Below are 22,307 nucleotides of genomic sequence, written 5' to 3'. Positions count from 1 at the left end.
CACACGCGACGGCAAAAGGTCCCGGAAACTACAGGATTGTAGTTCTTTCGGAAGCCTTGTGGATCGGCCTTGGCAGGACAACAATGGTTCTTACCCACTTCGAAAGAAGAGGGACACGGAAACCGAAGATTCAGTGATATGCAACCGACGCAGCCGTTGGCAAAGTCGGACGCAAGCTACCAGTGACGTGGTAGGAAGACCTGAAATTCCAAGGATTCCGCCAGACTGTCAAGTCGTCACCGGACAGCCGAAAAGTCGAAGCCCCACCAACGGCAAAACGCTGATGGGGCTTCCCCTTTGCCCAAAAACTCCCGGGCGATGGCTGCTACGAGGCGGGTGTCTCTTCCGGCTGCGCAAGGACGACGTCGCTGACCGTCAGATCGCCTTCAGCGGACTGCAGGGTGATCTCCTGGGCGTTTGCGGCGGCCTTCAAGTCACCCAAACCGGCCTTGAGCTGCGCCACAAGCACTTCCGTTGCCGAAATATTGGCAGAAAGCACTTCGGTCCGCTGCTTGACCTTGGCCTCGGACTTGGCCTTGCGGATGCCGCTGAGGGCCAGGCCCACCGTGCCCAGCATGGTGGTGTCGCCGTCGGCGATTTCCAGGGCGGAAGGCCATGCGGCGCGGTGCACCGAACCCGTCCGCCACCAGCTCCACACCTCTTCGGTGGCGAAAGGCAGGAAGGGGGCGAACAGACGCAGGAGCGAGTCCAGCGTGGTGGCGAGGGCCGCAAGCACGGAGGCCTGTTCGGCTTCGCCGGCTGCACCATATGCACGGTCCTTGATCAGTTCGACGTAGTCGTCCGTGAACTGCCAGAAGAACGATTCGGTGATCTGCAGGGCCCGGGCGTAGTCGTAGTTGTCGAAGGCCTTGGTGGCCTGGGCTACGACGTCCGAGAGCTGGGCGAGCAAGGCACGGTCCAGCGGGTTGCTCAGGACAGAGAGCTGGTTGGTGACCACGGAATTCTCAGTGGCGCCGAGGTTCAGGACGAACTTGGAGGCGTTGAGCAGCTTGATGGCCAAACGCCGGCCGATCTTCATCTGTGCGATCTCGTACGCGGTGTCCGCGCCAAGCTTGGCCGATGCTGCCCAGTAACGGACGGCGTCGGAGCCGTATTCGTTCAGGACATCGGTGGGAACCACCACGTTGCCCTTGGACTTGGACATCTTCTTCCGGTCCGGGTCCAGGATCCAGCCGGAGATCGCAGCGTGCTTCCACGGAGCGCTGTTCTGCAAGGCATCGGCGCGGACGGCCGAGGAGAACAGCCAGGTGCGGATGATGTCGTGGCCCTGCGGGCGGAGGTCGAACGGGTAGACGTTGGCGAACAGCTCTTCGTCACGGCTCCAACCGCCCACGATCTGCGGAGTGAGGGAAGACGTGGCCCAGGTGTCCAGGACATCGGCGTCGCCGGTGAACCCGTTGGCCTGGTCACGCTGGGATTCCTCGTAGCCCGGAGCAGCAGCGGCTGCAGGGTCCACGGGAAGCATTCCGTCGGACGGCAGGATCGGGTTGTCGTAGTCCGGGTTGCCCTGGGCATCGAGCGGGTACCAGACGGGGATCGGCACGCCGAAGAAGCGCTGGCGCGAAACGAGCCAGTCGCCGTTCAGGCCGGCGATCCAGTTTTCGTATCGGGACCGCATGAAGGACGGGTGGAAGTCGATGTCCTGGCCGCGACCGATCAGCCGTTCGCGGCGGTCCTCGTCCCGTCCGCCGTTGCGGATGTACCACTGGCGGGAGGTGACCACTTCGAGGGGCTTGTCGCCCTTCTCGAAGAAGTTCACGGGGTGGGTGATCTTCTTCGGTTCGCCGTCCAGCAGATCCGCTGCGGTGAGGAGCTCAACCACGGCTTCCTTGGCCGAGAAAGCCGTCTTCCCCGCGATCGCCGCGTAGGCTTCCTTGCCTGCCTCCGTGGTGATCCATTCGGGAGTCTCGGCAATGATGCGTCCGTCGCGGCCCATGATGGCGCGCGTCGGCAGCTGCAGTTCGCGCCACCAGGTGACGTCGGTGAGGTCACCGAAGGTACACACCATGGCAATGCCCGAACCCTTGTCCGCCTTGGCCAGGGGATGGGCTTTGACTTCGAGTTCGACGTCGAACAGCGGAGACTTCACAGTCTTGCCGAAGAACGGCTGGTACCGCTCGTCGTCGGGGTTTGCCACCAGGGCGGCACACGCGGCAAGCAGTTCGGGACGGGTGGTCTCGATGAAGATCTTCTGGCCGTCTTCGGTGAAGAAGGGGTAGCGGTAGTAGGCGCCCGGGACCTCGCGGTCCTCAAGCTCAGCCTGCGCCACGGCGGTGCGGAAAGTAACATCCCAGAGGGTGGGGGCTTCGGCCATGTAGGCGTCACCCGCAGCGAGGTTTGCGAGGAAGGCACGCTGGGACACCGCACGGGAGGTGTCGTCGATGGTGCGGTACGTCAGGTTCCAGTCCACAGACAGGCCAAGGGTCTGGAAAAGGTTTTCGAAGACTTTCTCGTCTTCCACGGCGAGTTCTTCGCACAGTTCGATGAAGTTCTGGCGCGAAACGACGTCGAAATCGCGCTGGTTCTTGGCCGGCTGCGCAGGCGGACGGTAGTCGGCGTTGTACGGAATGGCAGGATCGCAGCGCACGCCGTAGTAGTTCTGGACGCGGCGCTCGGTGGGCAGGCCATTGTCATCCCAGCCCATGGGATAGAAGACGTTCTTGCCGGTCATGCGCATGTAGCGCGCCTGGACGTCTGTCTGGGTGAAGGAGAACATGTGGCCGACATGGAGCGAACCCGAGGCGGTCGGCGGGGGAGTGTCGATCGAGTAGACCTGTTCCCGGGTGGTGTCCGGGTTGAACTTGTAGGTTCCTTCCGCGAGCCAGCGCTGCGTCAAGGCAGCTTCGAGGCCTTCAAGGGCCGGCTTGTCGGGAACGTTAATGGGGGCGGTGGCGGGCGTGTCTGTACCCTGCGTTGATTCAGCCATGGACCAATTGTTTCATGGCCCGGAGTTACAGGGCGCCTTCAGCGGCTGGCCCTGCCCTCGATAGGGTGGTGCCATGACTTTGGGAGCACAGACACAGAACAAGACGGCAGTCGTTACCGGCGCCAGCACGGGCATCGGCGAGGCCACGGTCCGGGCGCTGAGTGGCGAAGGATGGAAGGTCTACGCCGTGGCGCGGCGGGCAGACCGTCTGGAAGCCCTGGGTGCCGCGACCGGCGCCGTTCCCTTCCCCGCCGATGTGACCAACGACGACGACGTCGCGGCGCTGCTTGCCGCCGTCACCAAAGGCGGGGGAGCCGATACCCTCATCAACATTGCCGGTGGCGCCCGCGGCGCTGACACGATCGGCAATGCGGACACCGAGGACTGGGACTGGATGTATCAGGTCAACGTGGTGGGCACCATGAAAATCACCCGCGCCTTCCTGCCCATGCTTCGGGAGAACGGCGAAGGCACGGTCCTGAACCTGACCTCCACTGCAGGTCTGGCAGCCTACGAAGGCGGGGCAGGTTACAACGCAGCCAAGTTCGCCCAGCATGCACTGACCAACGCACTCCGTTTGGAGGAAGTGGGGAACAACATCCGGGTGATCGAGGTTGCCCCTGGCCTCGTCCACACCGAGGAGTTCGCGCTGAACCGCTTGGGTGACAAGGACGCAGCGGCCAAGGTATATGCCGGGGTGGAGAAGCCGTTGACGGCAGACGACGTTGCGGACGTGGTCCGGTACGCCGTCTCCCTGCCGCACCACATCAACCTGGACGAGATCGTGATCCGCCCCGTGGCGCAGGCAGCCAACCACAAGCTCATCCGCAAGCAGGACTGATGGCCTAGCCGGCAGGAATACTGAGCTGGGCAATGAGGGCGGCATGGTCCGTGCCCGGAACGGTGTGCACTGAGTAGGCGCTGCTGCCGATCCGGGGAGAGGTGACCACATGGTCGATGACCACGCCCGGCAACGGCGGGCCTTCCATGGGCCACGTGGGGGACAACCTTCCCCACGTGGCCGTGCCGACGTCCACCAGTTTGTTGCCGTCCCTGCCCCCGTCCAACAGGGCTCTGAACTCGGCGTGGTCATACGTGGCGTTGTAGTCGCCCATCAGCACCTGGTTGCCTTGGCTCCCGGCCTGGCGGGAAACCTTGAGAAGGTCGCTCCTCCACTGCCCGATGCGCTCATCCACGGGCGGGAGGGTGTGGACGTTGGTCAGGGTCAGGGCCGCCTTGGCCCCGGAACCTTCCGCCACAACCCGGGTCGCCGCCATGCGGAAGGGAGTGTCGGGCAGAAGGCCCTCCGACGCCAAGGGGAAGACCGAATACACAGCGGCACCGGATCCGTCGTCATTGGGGGTGCTGATCCTGTTGGACAGCACGGTATCGAGGCCCTCGGCGCTGAGCCGGTCCTGCAACGCCGGGGAAAACTCCTGGAGTGCCATCAGTTGGACACCGTGGTCACGGACCAGTTGCACGATTGTGGCCGCTTCGGCTTAACCAAATTCGGTATTGAGGCTCATCACCTTCAGCGGGACGGTGGCCGTCCCCTCTTTCAATACCACCGGGCGGCCGTAGTCCAGCGGGAACAGCCAGAAGAGCTGCGCAGCCAGCAGGGCCGCCGTCGTGATCGTCGTCCAGCGACGCCGACCCAGGAGGGCCAGCACCAGCGCAACAGCGGCCGGAACCACCAGCCACGGCGTGAAGGCCAGTGCCTGTACCACCAGCAACGGCCACTCAACCTCGACAGCCCGGAACAAGGACAAGCTGGCCACCGGAAGGGCAACAAGGGCGGCGGCAACAGACCAGGCAATCGAGGTCGTGCGGCGCCGGCGGCGGACAGCCGGGAGGGCGGCGGCAGGTTCAGTCATGTGGCCGAGTCTATGCAGCCATGTCCCCTGGACCCGTCCACCCAGGGGATGACTTGGAAGTAGTCGATGGTGCCCCGCTGCCGCTAGACTTTGATAACCAGCGTTGACCCGGCCATCACCGGTGAGCTTCCGGAAGAACAGTACTGGCCCGCAGTTGCGGACAGTTCCCAGTAGAACCGGACGGGTAAGCCCGTCACAGCAGTAATGAGAGGCCGGGACGCCGTGTTCCGGTAAGTGAGGTGGTACCGCGGTGCCTGGACTGTTGCGAAACAGGCCTGGAGCCGTCCTCGCATCCTGACAGTCAACCAGCTATCACCAGGATTCGAGATGACCCACTACCCCAAGGCCTCAGCATCGCCTTCCGGCGCCCAAGGCGTATCCGCCTCCGTGAAGTTCCCGGAGATCGAAGAGCGCATCCTCAAGTACTGGGACCAGGACGGCACCTTCCAGGCGAGCATCGACCAGCGCGACGCGGGACAAGACGGCAGCAACGAGTTCGTCTTCTACGATGGCCCGCCTTTTGCCAACGGCCTGCCCCACTACGGCCACCTCCTCACCGGCTACGCCAAGGACCTGGTGGGCCGGTACCAGACCCAGCGCGGCAGGCGCGTGGAGCGCCGCTTCGGCTGGGACACCCACGGCCTCCCCGCCGAGCTCGAAGCCATGAAGCAACTGGGCATGACTGACAAGACCCAGATCGAAGCCATGGGCATCGATAAATTCAACGACGCCTGCCGTGCCTCGGTGATGAAGTACGCCAATGAGTGGAAGGCCTACGTCACCCGCCAGGCCCGCTGGGTGGACTTCGACAACGACTACAAGACGCTCAACGTCGAATACATGGAGTCCGTGCTCTGGGCCTTCAAGCAACTGCACGAGAAGGGCCTCACCTACAACGGCTACAGGGTTCTGCCGTACTGCTGGAAGGATGAGACCCCGCTCTCCAACCACGAGCTGCGCATGGACGACGATGTCTACAAGAACCGCCAGGACCAGACCGTCACCGTGACGTTCCCCATCAAGGGCGGCGAGTCCGAGGTTTCGCAGGCGCTCGCAGGCGTGCAGGCGCTCGCCTGGACCACCACGCCCTGGACGCTGCCCACCAACCTTGCGCTCGCCGTCGGGCCTGATATCTCCTATGTTGTGGTCCCTGCCGGCCCCAATGGCGTGAAGGCCGCTTCACCCGAGGCTCCGGTGACGGGCAGCTTCCTTCTCGCGGCTGACCTTTTGGGTTCCTACGCCAAGGACCTGGGGTACGGTGATGGTGCCGACGGCGCGGCTGCCGCAACTGCCGCCGTCACGGCCACCTACGCAGGCTCCCAGTTGGAAGGGCTCGACTACGAGCCGCTGTGGAACGACTTCGCCGATACCGAAAAGTACCGGACGCAGAACGCGTGGCGGATCCTCGTGGCCGACTACGTCACCACCACCGACGGTACGGGCATCGTCCACCAGGCCCCGGCCTATGGTGAAGACGACCAGAAGGTCTGTGAAGACGCAGGCATCCCCGTGGTCCTCTCCGTGGACGAGGGTGCGAAATTCCTGCCGCTGTTCGGCCATGGCCGGCTTGCCGACATCGTGGGCTTGCAGGTTTTCGAGGCCAACAAGCCCATCACCCAGGTGCTGCGAGCCGACGGCCGCCTGGTCCGCCAAGCCAGCTACGAGCACAGCTACCCGCACTGCTGGCGCTGCCGCAACCCCCTGATCTACCGCGCGGTTTCCTCCTGGTACGTGGAGGTCACCAAGTTCAAGGACCGCATGTCCGAGCTGAACCAGGAGATCAACTGGATCCCGGGCAACGTCAAGGACGGCCAATTCGGCAAATGGCTTGAGAACGCCCGTGACTGGTCCATCAGCCGCAACCGGTACTGGGGTTCGCCCATCCCGGTGTGGCAGTCCGATGATCCCGAGTACCCGCGGACGGATGTGTACGGATCCCTCGCCGACCTCGAAGCGGACTTCGGCCGCCTGCCTGTCAACAACGAGGGCCAGGTGGACCTGCACCGTCCCTTCATCGACGAACTGACGCGCCCCAACCCGGACGACCCCACGGGCAAGTCCACCATGCGCCGCGTCGAGGACGTACTGGATGTTTGGTTCGATTCCGGCTCGATGCCGTACGGACAGGTCCACTACCCGTTCCAGAACGAGGAGTGGTTCGACACCCACAATCCCGCGGACTTCATTGTGGAGTACATCGGCCAGACACGTGGCTGGTTCTACATGCTCCACATCCTGTCCACGGCGCTGTTTGACCGCCCGGCGTTCCGCAACGTCATCAGCCACGGCATCGTGCTGGGCTCCGACGGCCAGAAGATGTCCAAGAGCCTGCGCAACTACCCGGATGTGTCCGAGGTGCTGGATCGCGACGGTTCCGACGCCATGCGCTGGTTCCTGATGTCCAGCCCGATCCTGCGCGGTGGCAACCTGATCGTCACGGAGCAGGGCATCCGTGACGGTGTCCGGCAGGTCATCCTTCCGCTGTGGAATGTGTACAGCTTCTTCACGCTGTACACGAACGCCGCGAACGGGGGCGCGGGCTACGAAGCCAAACTGCGGTACGACGGCTACGCGGACACCCTTGACCAGTACCTCTTGGCAAACACCGGCGACTTGGTCCGCAAGGTGACAGAAAGCCTGGACACCTACGACATCTCCGGTGCCTGTGACGAGCTGCGCAGTTACCTGGACATGCTCACCAACTGGTACGTACGCCGCAGCCGCCAGCGCTTCTTCGACGAGAACGTGGATGCGTTCGACGCCCTGTACACGGCGTTGGAAGCTGTGTGCCGGGTTTCGGCATCCCTGTTGCCGCTTGTCAGCGAGGAGATCTGGCGTGGCCTGACCGGTGGCCGTTCCGTACACCTTGCGGACTGGCCCGAGGCTTCGCTGTTCCCGGCAAATCCGGAACTCGTGGAGGCCATGGACCGCATCCAGCAGATCTGCTCCACCGGCTCCAGCCTGCGTAAGGCAGCCAACCTCCGTGTCCGCCTTCCGCTGCAGGAACTGACTGTCGTGGCACCCGGTGCGGACGCGCTGGAAGGTTTTGCCGCCGTCGTCGCCGATGAACTGAACCTGCGGTCCGTGCGGCTGCTGGACGCAGCCTCCGCCTCGCCCGAGGAATTCGGCATCGAGCAAAAACTCGTGGTCAATGCCCGCGCCGCCGGCCCCCGCTTGGGCAAGAACGTCCAGCAGGCCATCAAGGGTTCCAAGTCCGGCGACTGGTCCGTGAACGACGCTGGAGTGGTGGTTGCCGGTGGACTCGAGCTCGAGCCGCAGGAATACACCCTGGAAACCGTGGTGGCGGCAACGGCCGACGGCGGTGCTGCCGCAGCTGCCGTATTGCCCGGCGGCGGGTTCGTTGTCCTGAATACTGAGGTGACGCCGGAGTTGGCTGCCGAAGGGCTTGCCCGTGACATGGTCCGTGCCATCCAGCAGGCACGCAAGGATGCAGGACTGAACGTGAGCGACCGCATCCGCACCTCCGTGGAAGCGCAGCAGGACGTCGTGGAGGCCCTGCATGCCAACGCTGAACTGGTCAAGACCGAAACGCTGACGTTGGAACTGGAGGTTCTCCTTTCCAGCGCCGACGAACCGCAGATCACCGTAGCGAAAGCAGGGGCCTGATCCGATGACCGACGAATTCTCAGTTGAGAGCGTCTACGCCGAGCTCCTTGGCAGGGCGCCGGAGAACAAGATGGAGCCGCGCCTGGCGCCGTTGTTCCGCGCCATGGATGTGCTGGGCGAGCCCAACAAGGCCTACCCGATCATCCACATCACCGGCACCAACGGCAAGACGTCCACGGCGCGGATGATCGAGGCCGGACTGCGCGCCCACGGCCTCAGCACTGGCCGTTACACGAGCCCGCACCTGTCCAAGGTCACCGAGCGCATCAGCATCAACGGCGAACCTGTTCCGGATGAGACCTTCGTCCGGATCTGGGACGAGATCCGGCCGTACCTGGAGATCGTGGACAACGAACTGATTGCCGAAGGCCAGCCTCGGCTCACGTATTTCGAGTGCGTCACCATCCTCGGCTTCGCAATCTTCGCGGATCAGCCGGTTGATGTTGCCGTCTTCGAGGTTGGTTTGGGCGGTATCACCGATGCCACCAACGTCGGCGACGGCCAGGTATCGGTCATTACTCCCATTTCCCTCGACCACACGGATCTCTTGGGCGACACCACCGAGGACATCGCCTACGAGAAGGCAGGCATCATCAAGCCTGGCGGTTTCCTCGTGAGCGCGGCGCAGCCGGTTGACGCCGCCCAGGTCCTGTTGGACAAGGCACGTGAAGTGGATGTTCCGTTCCGTTTCGAGGGCGTCGAATTCGGCGTGGAGTCCCGCAGCGTCGCCGTTGGAGGCCAAGTGCTCACCATCCAGGGCCTGGCCGGGCGCTACGAGGACTTGCTGCTGCCGTTGCATGGCGCCCACCAGGCGGAGAACGCGGCCGTGGCTGTTGCCGCGCTCGAAGCGTTCTTTGGCGGGGGAGAGAAGGAACTCGACGCCGACGTGCTGCGGGAGGCCTTCGGCAACGTGAGCTCGCCTGGCCGTTTGGAAGTGGTCCGGACCGCTCCCACCATCGTGGTGGACGCAGCCCACAACCCCGATGGCATCCGGGTCTCGGCTGAGGCCATCCATGAGGCCTTCAGCTTCAGCAAGCTGGTTGTGGTAGTGGGAATCCTGCAGGAGAAGGACGCAGAGGAGATCCTCAAGACACTCAAGGAGCAGTTGGGCGACCTGGCCGAGGAATTCTGCTTTACCCAGTCCAACTCTCCCCGGGCCATCCCCGCGGCAGAACTGGCCGAAATCGCCGTGGACCTGGGGTTCGGCGAAGAGAACGTGCACATTGCGGAGAAACTGGACGACGCCCTCGAATGGGCCGTTGAGCGCTCCGAATCCAACGACGACTTTGCCGGTGGCGTGTTGGTCACGGGGTCCATCACCCTGGTGGCGGAGGCACGCATCCTCCTCGGAAAGGCAGGTGCCTAAGCATGGCGAAGCTGACCAAAGCACAACGGGAATGGCGTCCCGGGATGCCCAAGAAGCGCCGCTCCACCAAGGTGATGTTCGGCTCCACGGTCTTGCTCCTCGAGGCATTCGTGGCCTTCTTCGGCACGCTGGTGGTCTTCGGGTTGAAGCGCGGCGAGGTGGCTCCCGGAGTCATCCTCGGCGTTGGCATCGCCCTGAGCGTCATCCTGGTGCTGACGTGCGCCGTGCTGTCAAAGCCGTGGGGCGTGGGCCTCGGCTGGGCACTGCAGATCGTCCTGATCCTTACCGGCCTGGCCGAGCCCACCATGTTCATTGTCGGCATCCTGTTCGCGGTCTGCTGGTGGTACGGGATCCGCACAGGCATGCGGATCGACCGTGAACTGGTGCAACGCGACCGCGAGCAAGCGGAATGGGACGCAGCACACCGTGACGGGACAGAGCCGGAAACCCCGTAAACTGGCTGGGAAACCCACCAAGCAACCACATTGGAGCAACTGTGAGCATTGAACGGACACTCGTCCTGGTCAAGCCCGACGGCGTCGCCCGCAACCTCAGCGGCAGCATCCTGGCCCGCATCGAAGCCAAGGGCTACACGCTGGCTGAGCTTAAGAAGGTCAACGCCACCCGCGAACTCCTCGAACTGCACTACGAAGAGCACGTGGGCAAGCCGTTCTATGAGCCGCTGGTTGAGTTCATGCTCAGCGGCCCCGTAGTGGCGGCAGTCTTCGAAGGCCACCGTGTGATCGAAGGCTTCCGTTCGCTGGCCGGCACCACCGATCCCACGACGGCCGCCCCGGGCACCATCCGCGGCGACTTTGGCCGCGACTGGGGCCTGGCTGTCCAGCAGAACCTCGTTCACGGCTCTGACTCCGTTGAGTCTGCCGAACGCGAAATCAAGATCTGGTTCGAGTAAAGCCAGGAAGTACGACGCAGAAGGTCCCGTGTCCAAAGGAACACGGGACCTTCTGCGTTTCTACAGCTGAATCCTAGTAGCCGGAGGTCCCGGCGAAGACGTGGAGGAAAGCGAAGAAGATCGTTGCAATGACGGCAACGTAGAGCAAAGCGACGATGATCCAGCCCGAATCGGCCACGAGCTTGACCAGCCCTGCAGGAGCCTTGATGACTCCGGTGCTCAGGTTGCGGATGGTCACCCAGACGAACATGGGAATCATGACAGCCCACACCACCATGCAGAACGGGCAAAGGACGTTGATTGCGTACAAGGCCTGCGACCACAGCCAGATGACGAAGACGAAGCCCAGCGTTACGCCGGCCTGCAGTCCGATCCAGTAACCACGGGCGAACCTGGCTCCGGAGAGGAGCCCCATGGCCGTGGTGATGATGATGGCAAAGGCAACGATGCCAATGAACATGTTGGGGAAACCAAACAGGGAACTCTGCCAGGTCTTCATGACGGTGCCGCAGGAGATCCACGGGTTCACGTCGCACGCGGTGATGTGGTTGGGGTCCTGAAGCACCTGGAGCTTTTCCAGGACCAGTGCCCCGGAGGCCAGCCATCCAATGACGCCGGTGACCAGCAGCAGCCAGCCAAAGGGCCGGTTGCGAACCATCGCCGGCAGCGTGTCCGGTTGGGGGTCCCGCGCCTCGACGGGGACGGAAGACTTGTGGTCCAGGTTTCCCTTGGCGGTGCTTGGCATCGCGGATGTGATCCTTTTCGGCAGATGGCCCGGCGTGGCCGGGAAGGGCTGTTGGGAGGATTCTAACCCCGCATGCTGAAGGTGGCGCCCAGCTTCCGGGCGGCGGCGAAGGGGAGATCGACACACCTTCCTACCACTCGAATGTGTAGGGGTATGAGAGAATGAACATGGCCGGGAGTCGATCCACATTCGTCCTCCGGTCCGGTGACTTGTTCCCAAGACCGCCAGCGTGAGCAGGGCATGCCTGGATCAGCCGATCCTTGGTAGGCCCGCCATGACAATGGACGGCACCTGGTTGTGGCAGCAGAACAACGGGTTCCAGAACTGAGACACTGGCCTTCCAGGGCTGCCGCACCCCAATGATGGTGCGAACCGGAAGGAATACTACCGACTTCTGTCAACGCCTGCGGGTTTTGACAATATTTGCCCCACTGGGCGCTGGATGTGGCGGCGTCGCTGGGGCAGGAGTGTTGCCACATATGGATAATGACCAGGTTGTAGCCGTTAATGATCAGGCAGCTTCTACGGAAGCAGCGGAGGTGCCCAAGAAGGCCACCCGCGCCAGGACCACGCGCGCGCCGCGCAAAGCCACGGCAAAGCCCGTAGCAGCGGTAGCGGAGGAAGCCCCGCACGCCGCCGCCGAACCAGCCGCCGCCCCTGAGGCCGGAAGCGCCGCCGCCCCTGAAGAAGCCCCCAAAGCCCCGGCCCGACGCAGCCGCGCACGCAAGAAGGCCGATCCGGCCGAAACCCTCCCCGGCCTCGGCGACGCCGCCGAACCCGAGGACCAGCCGGCATCAGTAGCCGGCTCCGAAGCATCAGCGCCCGAGGTAAAAGCCGAACCCGCACCGGAAAAGCCGGTCCGCCGTCGTCGGACTGCGAAACCCAAGGCGGAAGCCGAAGCCACCACCGAGGAAGCCAGCGCGGAAGCAACGCCGACCACCACCCCGGAAGACGGCGCAGAAGCAACGCCGACCACCACCCCGGAAGACGGCGCAGAAGCAACGCCGACCACCATCCCGGCAGGCGGCGCGGAAGCAACGCCGACCACCACTCCGGAAGGCGGCGCAGCCGCCGAACCGGCCACGGAACCGAAAGCCGCGACGGAACCCCCCACCACCCCGGCAGGCGGCGCAGCCGCCGAACCGGAAGCCAGCGCAGAAGCCCCCACAGAGTCCTCAGAATCCGAGGCAGACGCCGCCCCCGGTTCTTCGGCGCTCTTCCTGGAGCCCGTTTCCATCACGTCCATGATCTTCCAGGCGCCCGACCTCAGCACAGTGGTCCGTCCGGCAGTCGAGGAAAAGACTGAAGAGACCGCTGAGGAGTCTGAGGACACCGGTGACGGCGAGCTGGAGGAGGCGGGAAGCCGCCGCCGGCGCCGGAGCCGTGGCCGCCGTGGCCGCCGCGCATCGGACCGTGAGGATAACGGGGCCGAGGAGTCCGGCGAGGAGGCGGACGATGACGAGTCGCCGGCCGCCGAGCCCCTTGAAGACGGCGTCACCTCGCGTCGTCGCCGTCGCCGCCGCCGTGGCGACCAGGACCTTGAACTGACCGGCGGCTCGGACGATGATCCGCCCAACACGGTGACCCGTGTCCGCGCACCGCGGCCCATCTCGGAATCCACAAGTTCCAACCGCGTGGCCAGCGTCAAGGGTTCCACGCGGCTTGAGGCCAAGAAGCAGCGCCGCCGCGAGTCCCGCGAGACGGGCCGCCGTCGCCAGGTCATCACCGAGGCCGAGTTCCTTGCCCGCCGCGAATCAGTGGACCGGCAGATGATCGTGCGCCAGCGCGACGACAGGATCCAGATCGGTGTCCTGGAGGACGGCGTCCTTGCCGAGCACTTCGTTTCCAAGACCCAGCAGGATTCGCTGATCGGCAACGTGTACCTGGGCAAGGTACAGAACGTGCTGCCTTCCATGGAGGCAGCGTTCGTTGACATCGGACGTGGCCGCAACGCGGTCCTCTATGCCGGCGAGGTGAACTGGGATGCCGTCAACCTTGAGGGCCAGCCGCGCCGGATCGAAAACGCCCTGAAATCGGGTGATTCCGTCCTTGTGCAGGTAACCAAGGATCCCGTCGGGCATAAGGGTGCACGCCTGACCAGCCAGATTTCCCTTCCGGGCCGCTACCTGGTGTACGTTCCCGGCGGTTCCATGACGGGCATCTCACGCAAGTTGCCCGACGTCGAGCGCAACCGCCTTAAGCGGATCCTCAAGGACCGTTTGCCGGAGAACGCCGGGGTCATTGTCCGTACGGCAGCCGAAGGGGCCTCGGAAGAGGAACTGACCCACGACATCAACCGCCTCCGCGCCCAGTGGGAGGGTATTGAGGGCCAGGCCTCCTCCACGAAGGTCCTGGCACCCGAGCTGCTTTACGGCGAGCCCGATTTGACCATCAAGGTGGTCCGTGACGTCTTCAACGAGGACTTCTCCAAGCTCATCGTTTCCGGCGACGATGCCTGGGACACCATTGAGGCTTACGTCACCTATGTTGCGCCGGACCTGGTGGGCCGGCTCGAGAAGTGGACCAAGGACCAGGACATTTTCTCGGCATGGCGCATCGACGAGCAGATCCACAAGGCCCTGGAACGCAAGGTCTTCCTGCCGTCGGGTGGATCCCTGGTGATCGACCGTACCGAGGCCATGACTGTGGTGGACGTCAACACCGGCAAGTTCACCGGCAGCGGTGGAAACCTGGAGGAGACCGTCACCAAGAACAACCTTGAGGCCGCCGAGGAAGTAGTCCGCCAGCTTCGCCTGCGCGATATCGGTGGCATCATCGTCATCGACTTCATCGACATGGTGCTTGAATCCAACCGGGACCTGGTGCTGCGCCGCCTGGTGGAATGCCTGGGCCGGGACCGTACCAAGCACCAAGTGGCGGAAGTGACCTCCCTTGGCTTGGTGCAGATGACGCGCAAGCGCATGGGCACGGGCCTGCTCGAGGTCTTTGGCGAGCAGTGCGAGCACTGTGCCGGACGCGGCGTGGTGACTCACGACGAACCTGTTGAGCACCGTCGTGCAAACGCTGTTGCCGCCGAGCAGCACCGGCCGCACACGGAAACCCAGCAGCAGCCTTCCAGCCGGACTGAGCGGAAGCGCCGCCGCGGCAAGGGCGGGGGACAGCCGGCAGAGAGCTCGACGCCGGTCCACACCGCAGCTTCGCCTGCGCCTTCGACGCCGGCTCCGGAGCCGGTGGATCCGGCACGGCAGGCCAAGGCCCAGGCCACCAGGGCTGCCCTGGCCACGATCGCCGCTGCAGCGCACGCTGCCCACCTGCACGACGACGAGGTTCACCGGGCCGAGGAAGAAGCACGTGCCGCGGCCGCCGCAACAGGGGCTGGCGCAGAGCATTCTGACGAGGTGCCCGATTCGGGCGCCGTCGAGGGCGCCCCACGTGCCACGCCGGTGCTCCGGTTTGGCGGTGAAGAGGTTGCCCTGCCCTTCGTGGAACACCACGAGGAGCCGGCTTCGGAGAAGCCTGCCATGACTCTGGACCTGTTGGCTGAGGCTTTCTCCCACCTGGGTGGGGGTCCCGTGGCTGTCGAAAGCCAGGCTGGGCCTGCTGCCACTGTTGCTGCTCCCGCGGAAACCGTCCCCACCCGGCAGGATCCTGCGGAGGAAAGTGATCTGTCCAGCCGTGCCCGCGGCCGGCGTGGGCGCCGGAACCGCAGCGCCAGCCGGGCGCAGGGTGCCGCCAACGAGACCACGGTAGAGCACCATGAGGTGTCCGCGTCCACCGGTGGGGGAGCGGCCCATGAAGCCAAGGCGCCGCAGGAGCAGGCCAAGAGGGAGTCCGCTGCTTCTGAGCCGATTATCCTCGGCGTGGGGGTTCCGGCCTCGGAACTCTAGGCATTGCCAACGTCATGTAACCGACGAAGGGTCCGGCAGTAACTACTGCCGGACCCTTCGTCCGTTAGGCTTGGTCACTGACACGGGGTGCCAGGCGTTGGGCCGGGCTGAGATCCAGACCCGTTGAACCTGTCCGGTTAGCACCGGCGAAGGGATGTCCCTCATGACTTCATCGTTGAAATCAGCCGTCTACGCCGTGGCAAACACCGGCCGGCGGACCCCGCGCGTCCTTAGCATCGCGGGCTCCGACCCCTCCGGCGGCGCTGGAATCCAGGCAGACCTGAAGAGCATTGCCGCCCACGGCGGCTACGGAATGGGCGTAGTCACGGCACTCACGGCGCAAAACACCTTGGGCGTCACCGCCGTCCATGTTCCGCCCGTGGACTTCCTGCGGCAGCAGCTTGAGGCGATCAGCAGCGATGTAACCATCGACGCCGTCAAGATCGGGATGCTGGGCGACGCCGAGGTGATTGGCGAGGTGCGTCGCTGGCTGGAGGACGTGCGTCCCGCCGTCGTGGTCCTTGACCCGGTGATGGCAGCTACCAGTGGTGACCGCCTCCTCCGGGAATCCGCCGAAGCCGCCCTGCGCGGCCTTTTGCCGGTGGCGGACCTCATCACCCCCAACATTCCTGAACTCGCCATGCTGCTGGGCGAGCCGGAAGCGACGGATTGGTCCACTGCCCTCGAACAAGGCAAGCGGCTCGCGGCCGAATGTGGAAACACCGTGCTGGTGAAGGGCGGACACTTGGCGGGAGCCGAGTGTCCCGATGCGCTCGTCAATACCAGTGGCTTGCTGCGGCAGGACCTTGTCTCGGTGGCGGGGCCACGGGTGGAGACGAAGAACAGTCATGGAACGGGCTGCTCGTTGTCCTCGGCCCTGGCTACGGTCCAGGCGCGGACGGGAGACTGGGAAGCGTCGCTGCGGGAGGTCAAACCCTGGCTCCTGCAGGCCCTGGCCACCGCGGATGTGCTGGAGGTGGGCCATGGCAGCGGCCCCATCAACCACTTCCACCATGCACAGCAGGCCGAAGGCCCGGGGGCTTTCGCCGCCCGCCTGTGGGAGGAAGCGGCACCTGAGCTGGACGCCATCCATGGCCTCGAATTCATCCAGGGGCTGGAGTCGGGCAGCCTTCCCGAGCCACAGTTCAACTATTACCTCGCGCAGGATGCCCTTTACCTGAACGGCTACTCGCGGGTGCTGGCACGGGCAGGTGCCCTCGCTCCCACCGAGGAAGAGCAGCTGTTCTGGGCCAGGTCCTCGCAGCTCTGCCTCGAAGTCGAATCCGAACTGCACCGCAATTGGCTGAGCACGCGGGAGGCCGCAACCCACACCGGACCTGTCACCAAGGCCTACGTGGACCACCTGCTGGCGGCGTCGGCCTCTGGAAGTTACGGTGTGCTGCTCGCGGCCATCCTGCCCTGTTACTGGCTCTACGCCGAGGTGGGACACCGGCTCCACGCAAGTTACGTCACAGCAGGTTCCCCGTCGGAGCACGCGTATGCGGACTGGTTGAAGACCTACGCCGATGAAGACTTTGCCGAGGCCACCCGCAAGGCCATCGGCTTTACGGACGCGGCCGCGGTCGTCGCCTCCAGCCACGACCGGGCCGCCATGGTGGAGGCTTTCGCCCATTCGTGCCGCTACGAGACGGCCTTCTTTGACGCCCCGCGGTTGCACGCGTGAAGGCCGCCCGCGCGTCGAAGTGGTGAATTCCCGGCAAAGTGTCCCGGAGCCTGTAGGCTGTATGGGCACGGTGCCGGGAAAGTCCGTTCCTACTGGTGACTAGCGTCACGCGGTGGCTTCCGGACCCGGCCTCATTTGCAGCCGAGGGTCGAACTAGCGTAATCTTGATCTTCGGTGCTTACGCCAACACTTGGGTTATGCCCCCTGGAATTATTCACGGGATGACTCGCGGGCTTCGATCTGGAGTCCACGGCGTTGAGGCACAGCGTGAACCAGGCCTGATTCCGGTTCGAGTTCCGCACGCAAATTTAGTAAGAAACGTCGAGAGAAGTGAGTACCCCAGTGGTGTACGCGATTGTCCGCGCAGGCGGCCGCCAAGAAAAGGTTTCCGTTGGAGACTACGTAACGCTGAACCGCGTCCCCGGTGGAGCCGGCAGCACGCTTGAGCTGCCCGCCTTGCTCCTGGTTGACGGCGACAAGGTCACCTCCGCTGCTGCGGACCTGGCCAAGGTGAAGGTCACGGCCGAGATCCTGGAGGACCTCCGTGGTCCCAAGATCGTCATCCAGAAGTTCAAGAACAAGACCGGCTACAAGAAGCGCCAGGGTCACCGTCAGGAACTGACCAAGATCAAGATCACGAGCATCGCGTAACTTTCCTTACGCAGTTCAGATTTTCAGTTTCCCCACATATTTAGAGGCAGGCATTTCACATGGCACACAAAAAAGGCGCGAGCTCCACTCGCAACGGTCGTGACTCCAACGCACAGCGCCTCGGCGTCAAGCGTTTCGGTGGCCAGGTAGTTTCCGCAGGCGAAATCATCGTTCGCCAGCGTGGAACCCACTTCCACCCCGGTGCAGGCGTGGGTCGCGGTGGCGACGACACCCTGTTCGCACTCCAGGCTGGTGCGGTTGAGTTCGGTACTCGCCGCGGCCGTCGCGTAGTGAACATCGTTGCTGCTGCAGCTGCAGAGTAACAACACGTTCTGAACCGGTGGAGCGGGCCCAAAAGGCCCGCTCCACCGTTCTTTTAACCGCATTACAATCGTTCGGGGCGCCCGGTGTGCGCCGGACATGGCATTCGCGCTGTTTACAGCGACAGAGGAGATAGACGTGGCGAGCTTTGTAGACCGGGTAGTCCTGCACGTTTCAGGCGGTACCGGCGGCCACGGCTGTGTTTCCGTCAAGCGTGAAAAATTCAAGCCACTCGGCGGACCCGACGGCGGCAATGGCGGCAATGGTGGCGACGTCATCCTCCGTGTGTCGTCGCAAACCACCACGCTGCTGGACTACCACCACGCTCCGCACCGCCACGCTACCAACGGTGGCCCCGGCATGGGGGACTGGCGCGGCGGCAAGAACGGCGAAACCCTGGTCCTTCCCGTACCCGACGGTACGGTGGTGAAGACCAAGGATGGCGACGTACTGGCTGACCTCGTGGGGGAGGGCACGGAGTACATCGCAGCCGCGGGTGGACAGGGTGGCCTGGGCAACGCCGCCCTTTCGTCGCAGAAGCGGCGTGCCCCCGGTTTTGCCTTGCTGGGCATCGAAGGCGATTCCAGCGACATCGTCCTGGAACTGAAGTCCATTGCCGATATTGCCCTGGTTGGATTCCCGTCTGCCGGCAAGTCCAGCCTGATCGCGGCCATGTCCGCAGCGCGCCCCAAGATTGCCGACTACCCGTTCACCACCCTGATCCCCAACCTGGGAGTGGTCCAGGCCGGTGAGGTCCGGTTCACCATTGCAGATGTTCCCGGGCTGATTGAAGGGGCGAGCGAGGGCAAGGGCCTCGGCCATAACTTCCTGCGCCACGTTGAGCGCTGCGCTGCCCTGGTGCATGTCCTCGACTGCGGCACCCTGGAGTCCGACCGCGATCCGCTGTCCGACCTGGCCATCATCGAGGCCGAACTCGACAAGTATGCCGTGGACATGAGCTACGCCGGAGTCGACGGGGAAGTCGTTCCCCTTAATGAGCGTCCCAAGCTGGTAGTCCTGAACAAGGTGGACCTGCCGGACGGCAAGGACATGGCCGAGTTCGTCCGCCCGGACCTGGAAGCCCGCGGCTACCGTGTCTTCGAAGTTTCAGCCACCAGCCACGAAGGCCTGCGCCCGCTCAGCTTTGCCATGGCTGAAATCGTCAAGGCTGCCCGCGATGCCGTGGAGATCGCGCCACCGAAGGTAGCCGCACCGGTGCTGCGGCCCCGCGCGGTCAACGAATCCGGCTTCCGGATCCGCCGCGAGGAAAAGAACCTCGAGCCCCTCTTCCGCGTGCTGGGCGAAAAGCCGGTGCGCTGGGTCAAGCAGACCGACTTCACCAACGAGGAAGCGATCGGCTTCCTTGCCGACCGCCTTGCCAAATTGGGCGTGGAGACCGAACTCTTCAAGGTCGGTGCCAAGCCCGGCGATACCGTGGTGATCGGCGAAGACGACGGCGTGGTCTTCGACTGGGAGCCAACCATGATGGCTGGCGCGGAACTCCTCGCCACGCCCCGTGGCACGGATATCCGGGTGGCCGACATCGGCGATCGTCCTACGCGAGCCCAGAAGCGCGAAGAACAGGTGGAGCGCCGCGAAGCGAAGGCCGCCGCGCGCGCCGAACTGGAAGCCGAGCGCAAGGCGGGCATCTGGACGGAGTCGGCCAGCCGCCGTCGTGCGCAGCCCATCAAGGAAAGCAACCTGGACAACGGTGATGACGACTAAGACCGTCGAAACCCCCCAACCGGACATCCACGAACGCCACGCACTGGCCTCCGCCAAGCGGATCGTGGTGAAGGTCGGTTCGTCGTCCCTGACCAGCATCAAGGGCGGTATTTCCGAAAAGTCGCTGACCGGCCTGGTCAACGCGCTGGCGGAGAAACGGAACGCAGGTGCCGAGATCATCCTGGTTTCCTCCGGTGCCATCGCTGCCGGCCTTGCCCCCTTGGGCCTGGCAAAGCGTCCCAAGGACCTCGCCACCCAGCAGGCAGCGGCCAGCGTGGGACAGGGCCTGCTCATGGCCCGCTACACCCAGGCCTTCAACGCCCACGGCGTCACCGTCAGCCAGGTCCTGCTCACAGCGGACGACCTCATGCGCCGCACCCAGCACACCAATGCGTTCAGGGCCTTGGACCGTTTGCTGAACCTTGGGGTGGTGCCTGTGGTCAACGAGAACGACACCGTGGCCACCCACGAAATCCGTTTCGGCGACAATGACCGCCTGGCAGCCCTCGTGGCCCACCTGGTCCGCGCGGACGCGCTGGTGCTGCTTTCCGACGTCGACGCCCTCTACGACGGTCCTCCATCCCAAGGTGCGCAACGCATCCCGTTGGTCCGGGGACCGCAGGACCTCGAAGGCGTCACCATTGGAAAGGCCGGAAAGGCCGGCGTCGGTACCGGCGGCATGATGACCAAGGTTGAGGCGGCTTCGATTGCGGCAGGCTCGGGTATCCATGCCTTGGTCACCTCCACCGCCAACGCCGCCGCGGCGCTGAACGGCGGGAACGTGGGAACCTGGTTCGCCGTCAACGGCAACCGCAAGCCTGTCCGCCTTCTGTGGCTGGCGCACCTGGCCACGGTCCGTGGCCGGTTGGTGCTCGACGACGGAGCAGTGAAGGCCGTGCGCGAACGGCACAGGTCACTCCTGCCCGCAGGAATTTCCGAGGTTTCGGGGGAATTCGAAGCCGGCGACCCGGTGGAGATGGTTGGACTGGACGGCGCCGTGGTGGCGCGTGGGCTGGTGAACTACTCCTCGGACGAGCTGCCGAAGATGTTGGGGCGGTCCACCCAGGAACTTGGCCAGGCCATGGGCCGCGGCTATGACCGTGAAGTTGTTCATGTTGATGACCTGGTGCTCCTCCGGGCGCCCCGCTCATCTAAACTTGGAGCATGACTGAAGCGCTGACCCCTGACGCCCCCGTGATTTCCGACGTTTCCGGTGCCGCCGGCCAAACGCCGGGGAACCCTGCGGCGGGCGCCGTTCCAGTCACTGCCGGAGATGTCCAGTCTGCCGTTTACGGTATAGCAGACCGTTCCCGCAAGGCTGCCCGGCGCATGGGCCAGGCCAACCGTTCCTGGAAGGACAGCGCACTGCGGGCCATCGGCGCCGCCCTGCTGGACCAGCAGAAGCAGGTACTCGAAGCCAACGCCAAGGACGTGGCGGCGGGGCGGGCGAACGGTACATCTGCCGCCCTTTTGGACCGGCTGACCCTGACCCCGGCCCGGATTGACGGCCTGGTTGCCGCTCTGGAGAACCTTGCCGGGCTGCCCGATCCCGTGGGCAACGTGGTCCGCGGACAAACCCTGCCCAACGGCCTGCGCCTGCGCCAGGTCAACGTCCCGATGGGCGTGGTGGCCGCTATTTACGAGGCCCGCCCCAACGTCACCGTGGACATCGCAGGGCTTGCCCTCAAGAGCGGCAATGCCGTGATCCTGCGTGGCGGCTCTGCAGCGGCCAACACCAATGAGGCGTTGGTCCGTATCCTCCGCGAAGCCCTGGATTCCGTGGGCCTGCCTGCCGACGCAGTGCAGACCGTCGACCAGTTCGGCCGGGAGGGCGCCAATGTGCTCATGCGTGCCCGCGGCAAGGTGGATGTGCTCATTCCCCGCGGCGGGCGGGACCTGATCCAGACCGTAGTCACCAACTCTTCCGTTCCCGTCATTGAGACGGGCGAGGGCAACGTCCATATCTTCATCGACGAGTCCGCGGGCGAAGAGATGGCCGTGGACATCCTCCTCAACGCCAAGACGCAACGGCCCAGTGTCTGCAACACCGTGGAAACGCTGCTGGTGCATTCCGGTTCCACGGTGCTTCCAGCTGTGGCCAAGGCCCTTCGTTCCGCTGGAGTCACCCTCCACGTGGATGACAGGGTCGCCGCCGCCTTGGGCGCGGACGTCGAAACGGTACCGGCTGACGACGACGATTGGGCCACCGAGTACATGGACCTGGACCTCGCCGTCGCCATGGTGGATACCCTCGATGATGCGGTCAAGCACATCCGTACCTGGACCACCGGCCACACCGAAGCGATCCTGACCAACAACCTGGCCAATGCGGAAAGGTTCATTGCCGAGGTGGATTCCGCTGCCGTCATCGTCAACGCCTCTACGCGCTTTACCGACGGCGGCGAGCTTGGCTTGGGTGCCGAGGTAGGCATCTCCACGCAGAAGCTCCATGCCCGCGGCCCCATGGGCCTGACGGAACTGACCACCACCAAGTGGATCGTCCAGGGCGAAGGCCAAGTCCGCGGCTAGCAACGCTGTAACATAGAACAGAAGTCCGAAGCGGCGGGAAGGCCCGCCGTCGTCATCCTTTGAGAACCAACTAGGGG

At 64.4% G+C, this 22,307-nt stretch carries 16 protein-coding genes and 1 riboswitch; of the genes, 12 read left to right on the top strand and 4 right to left on the bottom strand.

What is annotated here, in order from left to right; translation table 11 throughout:
* Positions 1-325: 325 nt before the first annotated feature.
* Positions 326-2,947 carry a valine--tRNA ligase gene (gene valS, locus ACIQT2_RS01810; protein WP_402943022.1) on the bottom strand — a complete coding sequence of 874 codons (2,622 nt, stop codon included), beginning with the start codon at positions 2,945-2,947 and terminating at the stop codon, positions 326-328.
* A gap of 73 nt (positions 2,948-3,020) precedes the next feature.
* On the opposite strand from valS, the gene ACIQT2_RS01805 reads away from it, so the two are divergent.
* Positions 3,021-3,788 carry an SDR family oxidoreductase gene (locus tag ACIQT2_RS01805; RefSeq protein ID WP_402943020.1) on the top strand — a complete coding sequence of 256 codons (768 nt, stop codon included), beginning with the start codon at positions 3,021-3,023 and terminating at the stop codon, positions 3,786-3,788.
* 4 nt (positions 3,789-3,792) lie between these two features.
* Here ACIQT2_RS01805 and ACIQT2_RS01800 read toward each other — a convergent pair whose 3' ends face one another.
* Both ACIQT2_RS01800 and ACIQT2_RS01795 read right to left on the bottom strand, forming a co-directional pair.
* Complete coding sequence (locus tag ACIQT2_RS01800; RefSeq protein ID WP_402943018.1) at positions 3,793-4,395, bottom strand: endonuclease/exonuclease/phosphatase family protein; 603 nt, start codon at positions 4,393-4,395, stop codon at positions 3,793-3,795.
* Positions 4,396-4,446: 51 nt separating this feature from the next.
* Positions 4,447-4,821, bottom strand: a complete 375-nt coding sequence (locus tag ACIQT2_RS01795; protein WP_402943016.1) for a hypothetical protein — start codon at positions 4,819-4,821, stop codon at positions 4,447-4,449.
* A gap of 327 nt (positions 4,822-5,148) precedes the next feature.
* Here ACIQT2_RS01795 and ileS point away from each other — a divergent pair, with 327 nt between their 5' ends.
* Genes ileS through ndk form a run of 4 tightly spaced genes read left to right on the top strand, consistent with a single transcriptional unit; the run spans position 5,149 to position 10,727 of the window.
* Complete coding sequence (gene ileS / locus ACIQT2_RS01790; RefSeq protein ID WP_402943014.1) at positions 5,149-8,448, top strand: isoleucine--tRNA ligase; 3,300 nt, start codon at positions 5,149-5,151, stop codon at positions 8,446-8,448.
* 4 nt (positions 8,449-8,452) lie between these two features.
* Positions 8,453-9,814 (top strand): bifunctional folylpolyglutamate synthase/dihydrofolate synthase, encoded by a 1,362-nt coding sequence (locus ACIQT2_RS01785; RefSeq protein ID WP_402943012.1) that lies wholly within the window; start codon positions 8,453-8,455, stop codon positions 9,812-9,814.
* A 2-nt stretch (positions 9,815-9,816) separates the two neighbouring features.
* Entirely contained in the window at positions 9,817-10,269 is a 453-nt protein-coding gene (locus ACIQT2_RS01780; RefSeq protein WP_400269162.1) for a DUF4233 domain-containing protein, read from the top strand.
* Positions 10,270-10,310: 41 nt separating this feature from the next.
* Complete coding sequence (ndk, locus tag ACIQT2_RS01775) at positions 10,311-10,727, top strand: nucleoside-diphosphate kinase (RefSeq protein WP_400269163.1); 417 nt, start codon at positions 10,311-10,313, stop codon at positions 10,725-10,727.
* Between the two features lie 73 nt (positions 10,728-10,800).
* On the opposite strand, the gene ACIQT2_RS01770 is transcribed toward ndk, so the two are convergent.
* Complete coding sequence (locus ACIQT2_RS01770) at positions 10,801-11,472, bottom strand: vitamin K epoxide reductase family protein (RefSeq protein WP_402943010.1); 672 nt, start codon at positions 11,470-11,472, stop codon at positions 10,801-10,803.
* A gap of 479 nt (positions 11,473-11,951) precedes the next feature.
* On the opposite strand from ACIQT2_RS01770, the gene ACIQT2_RS01765 reads away from it, so the two are divergent.
* The 7 genes from ACIQT2_RS01765 (at position 11,952) to ACIQT2_RS01735 (ending at position 22,230) form a co-directional block, all read left to right on the top strand.
* Positions 11,952-15,320 (top strand): Rne/Rng family ribonuclease, encoded by a 3,369-nt coding sequence (locus ACIQT2_RS01765; RefSeq protein ID WP_402943008.1) that lies wholly within the window; start codon positions 11,952-11,954, stop codon positions 15,318-15,320.
* Between the two features lie 73 nt (positions 15,321-15,393).
* A riboswitch (TPP riboswitch) is annotated at positions 15,394-15,492 on the top strand.
* Positions 15,484-17,004, top strand: coding sequence for a bifunctional hydroxymethylpyrimidine kinase/phosphomethylpyrimidine kinase (gene thiD, locus ACIQT2_RS01760; RefSeq protein WP_402943005.1), 1,521 nt, complete (start codon positions 15,484-15,486; stop codon positions 17,002-17,004). (Overlaps the previous riboswitch by 9 nt.)
* A gap of 342 nt (positions 17,005-17,346) precedes the next feature.
* Positions 17,347-17,655 (top strand): 50S ribosomal protein L21, encoded by a 309-nt coding sequence (gene rplU, locus ACIQT2_RS01755; RefSeq protein ID WP_021470684.1) that lies wholly within the window; start codon positions 17,347-17,349, stop codon positions 17,653-17,655.
* Between the two features lie 59 nt (positions 17,656-17,714).
* Positions 17,715-17,978 (top strand): 50S ribosomal protein L27, encoded by a 264-nt coding sequence (rpmA, locus tag ACIQT2_RS01750; protein WP_070347479.1) that lies wholly within the window; start codon positions 17,715-17,717, stop codon positions 17,976-17,978.
* Positions 17,979-18,114: 136 nt separating this feature from the next.
* The gene (gene obgE, locus ACIQT2_RS01745; protein ID WP_400331801.1) at positions 18,115-19,701 is read left to right on the top strand and encodes a GTPase ObgE; all 1,587 of its coding nucleotides are present in this window, start codon (positions 18,115-18,117) and stop codon (positions 19,699-19,701) included.
* Positions 19,691-20,869 carry a glutamate 5-kinase gene (gene proB / locus ACIQT2_RS01740; RefSeq protein ID WP_400331804.1) on the top strand — a complete coding sequence of 393 codons (1,179 nt, stop codon included), beginning with the start codon at positions 19,691-19,693 and terminating at the stop codon, positions 20,867-20,869. The genes obgE and proB overlap by 11 nt, the downstream gene beginning before the upstream one ends.
* Positions 20,866-22,230 carry a glutamate-5-semialdehyde dehydrogenase gene (locus ACIQT2_RS01735; protein WP_402943001.1) on the top strand — a complete coding sequence of 455 codons (1,365 nt, stop codon included), beginning with the start codon at positions 20,866-20,868 and terminating at the stop codon, positions 22,228-22,230. The genes proB and ACIQT2_RS01735 overlap by 4 nt, the downstream gene beginning before the upstream one ends.
* The last annotated feature ends 77 nt before the right edge of the window (positions 22,231-22,307 follow it).

It is taken from the genome of Paenarthrobacter sp. NPDC090522 (assembly GCF_044769225.1).
Lineage (GTDB): Bacteria > Actinomycetota > Actinomycetes > Actinomycetales > Micrococcaceae > Arthrobacter.
This window is presented reverse-complemented; position numbering and strand designations above follow the sequence as displayed.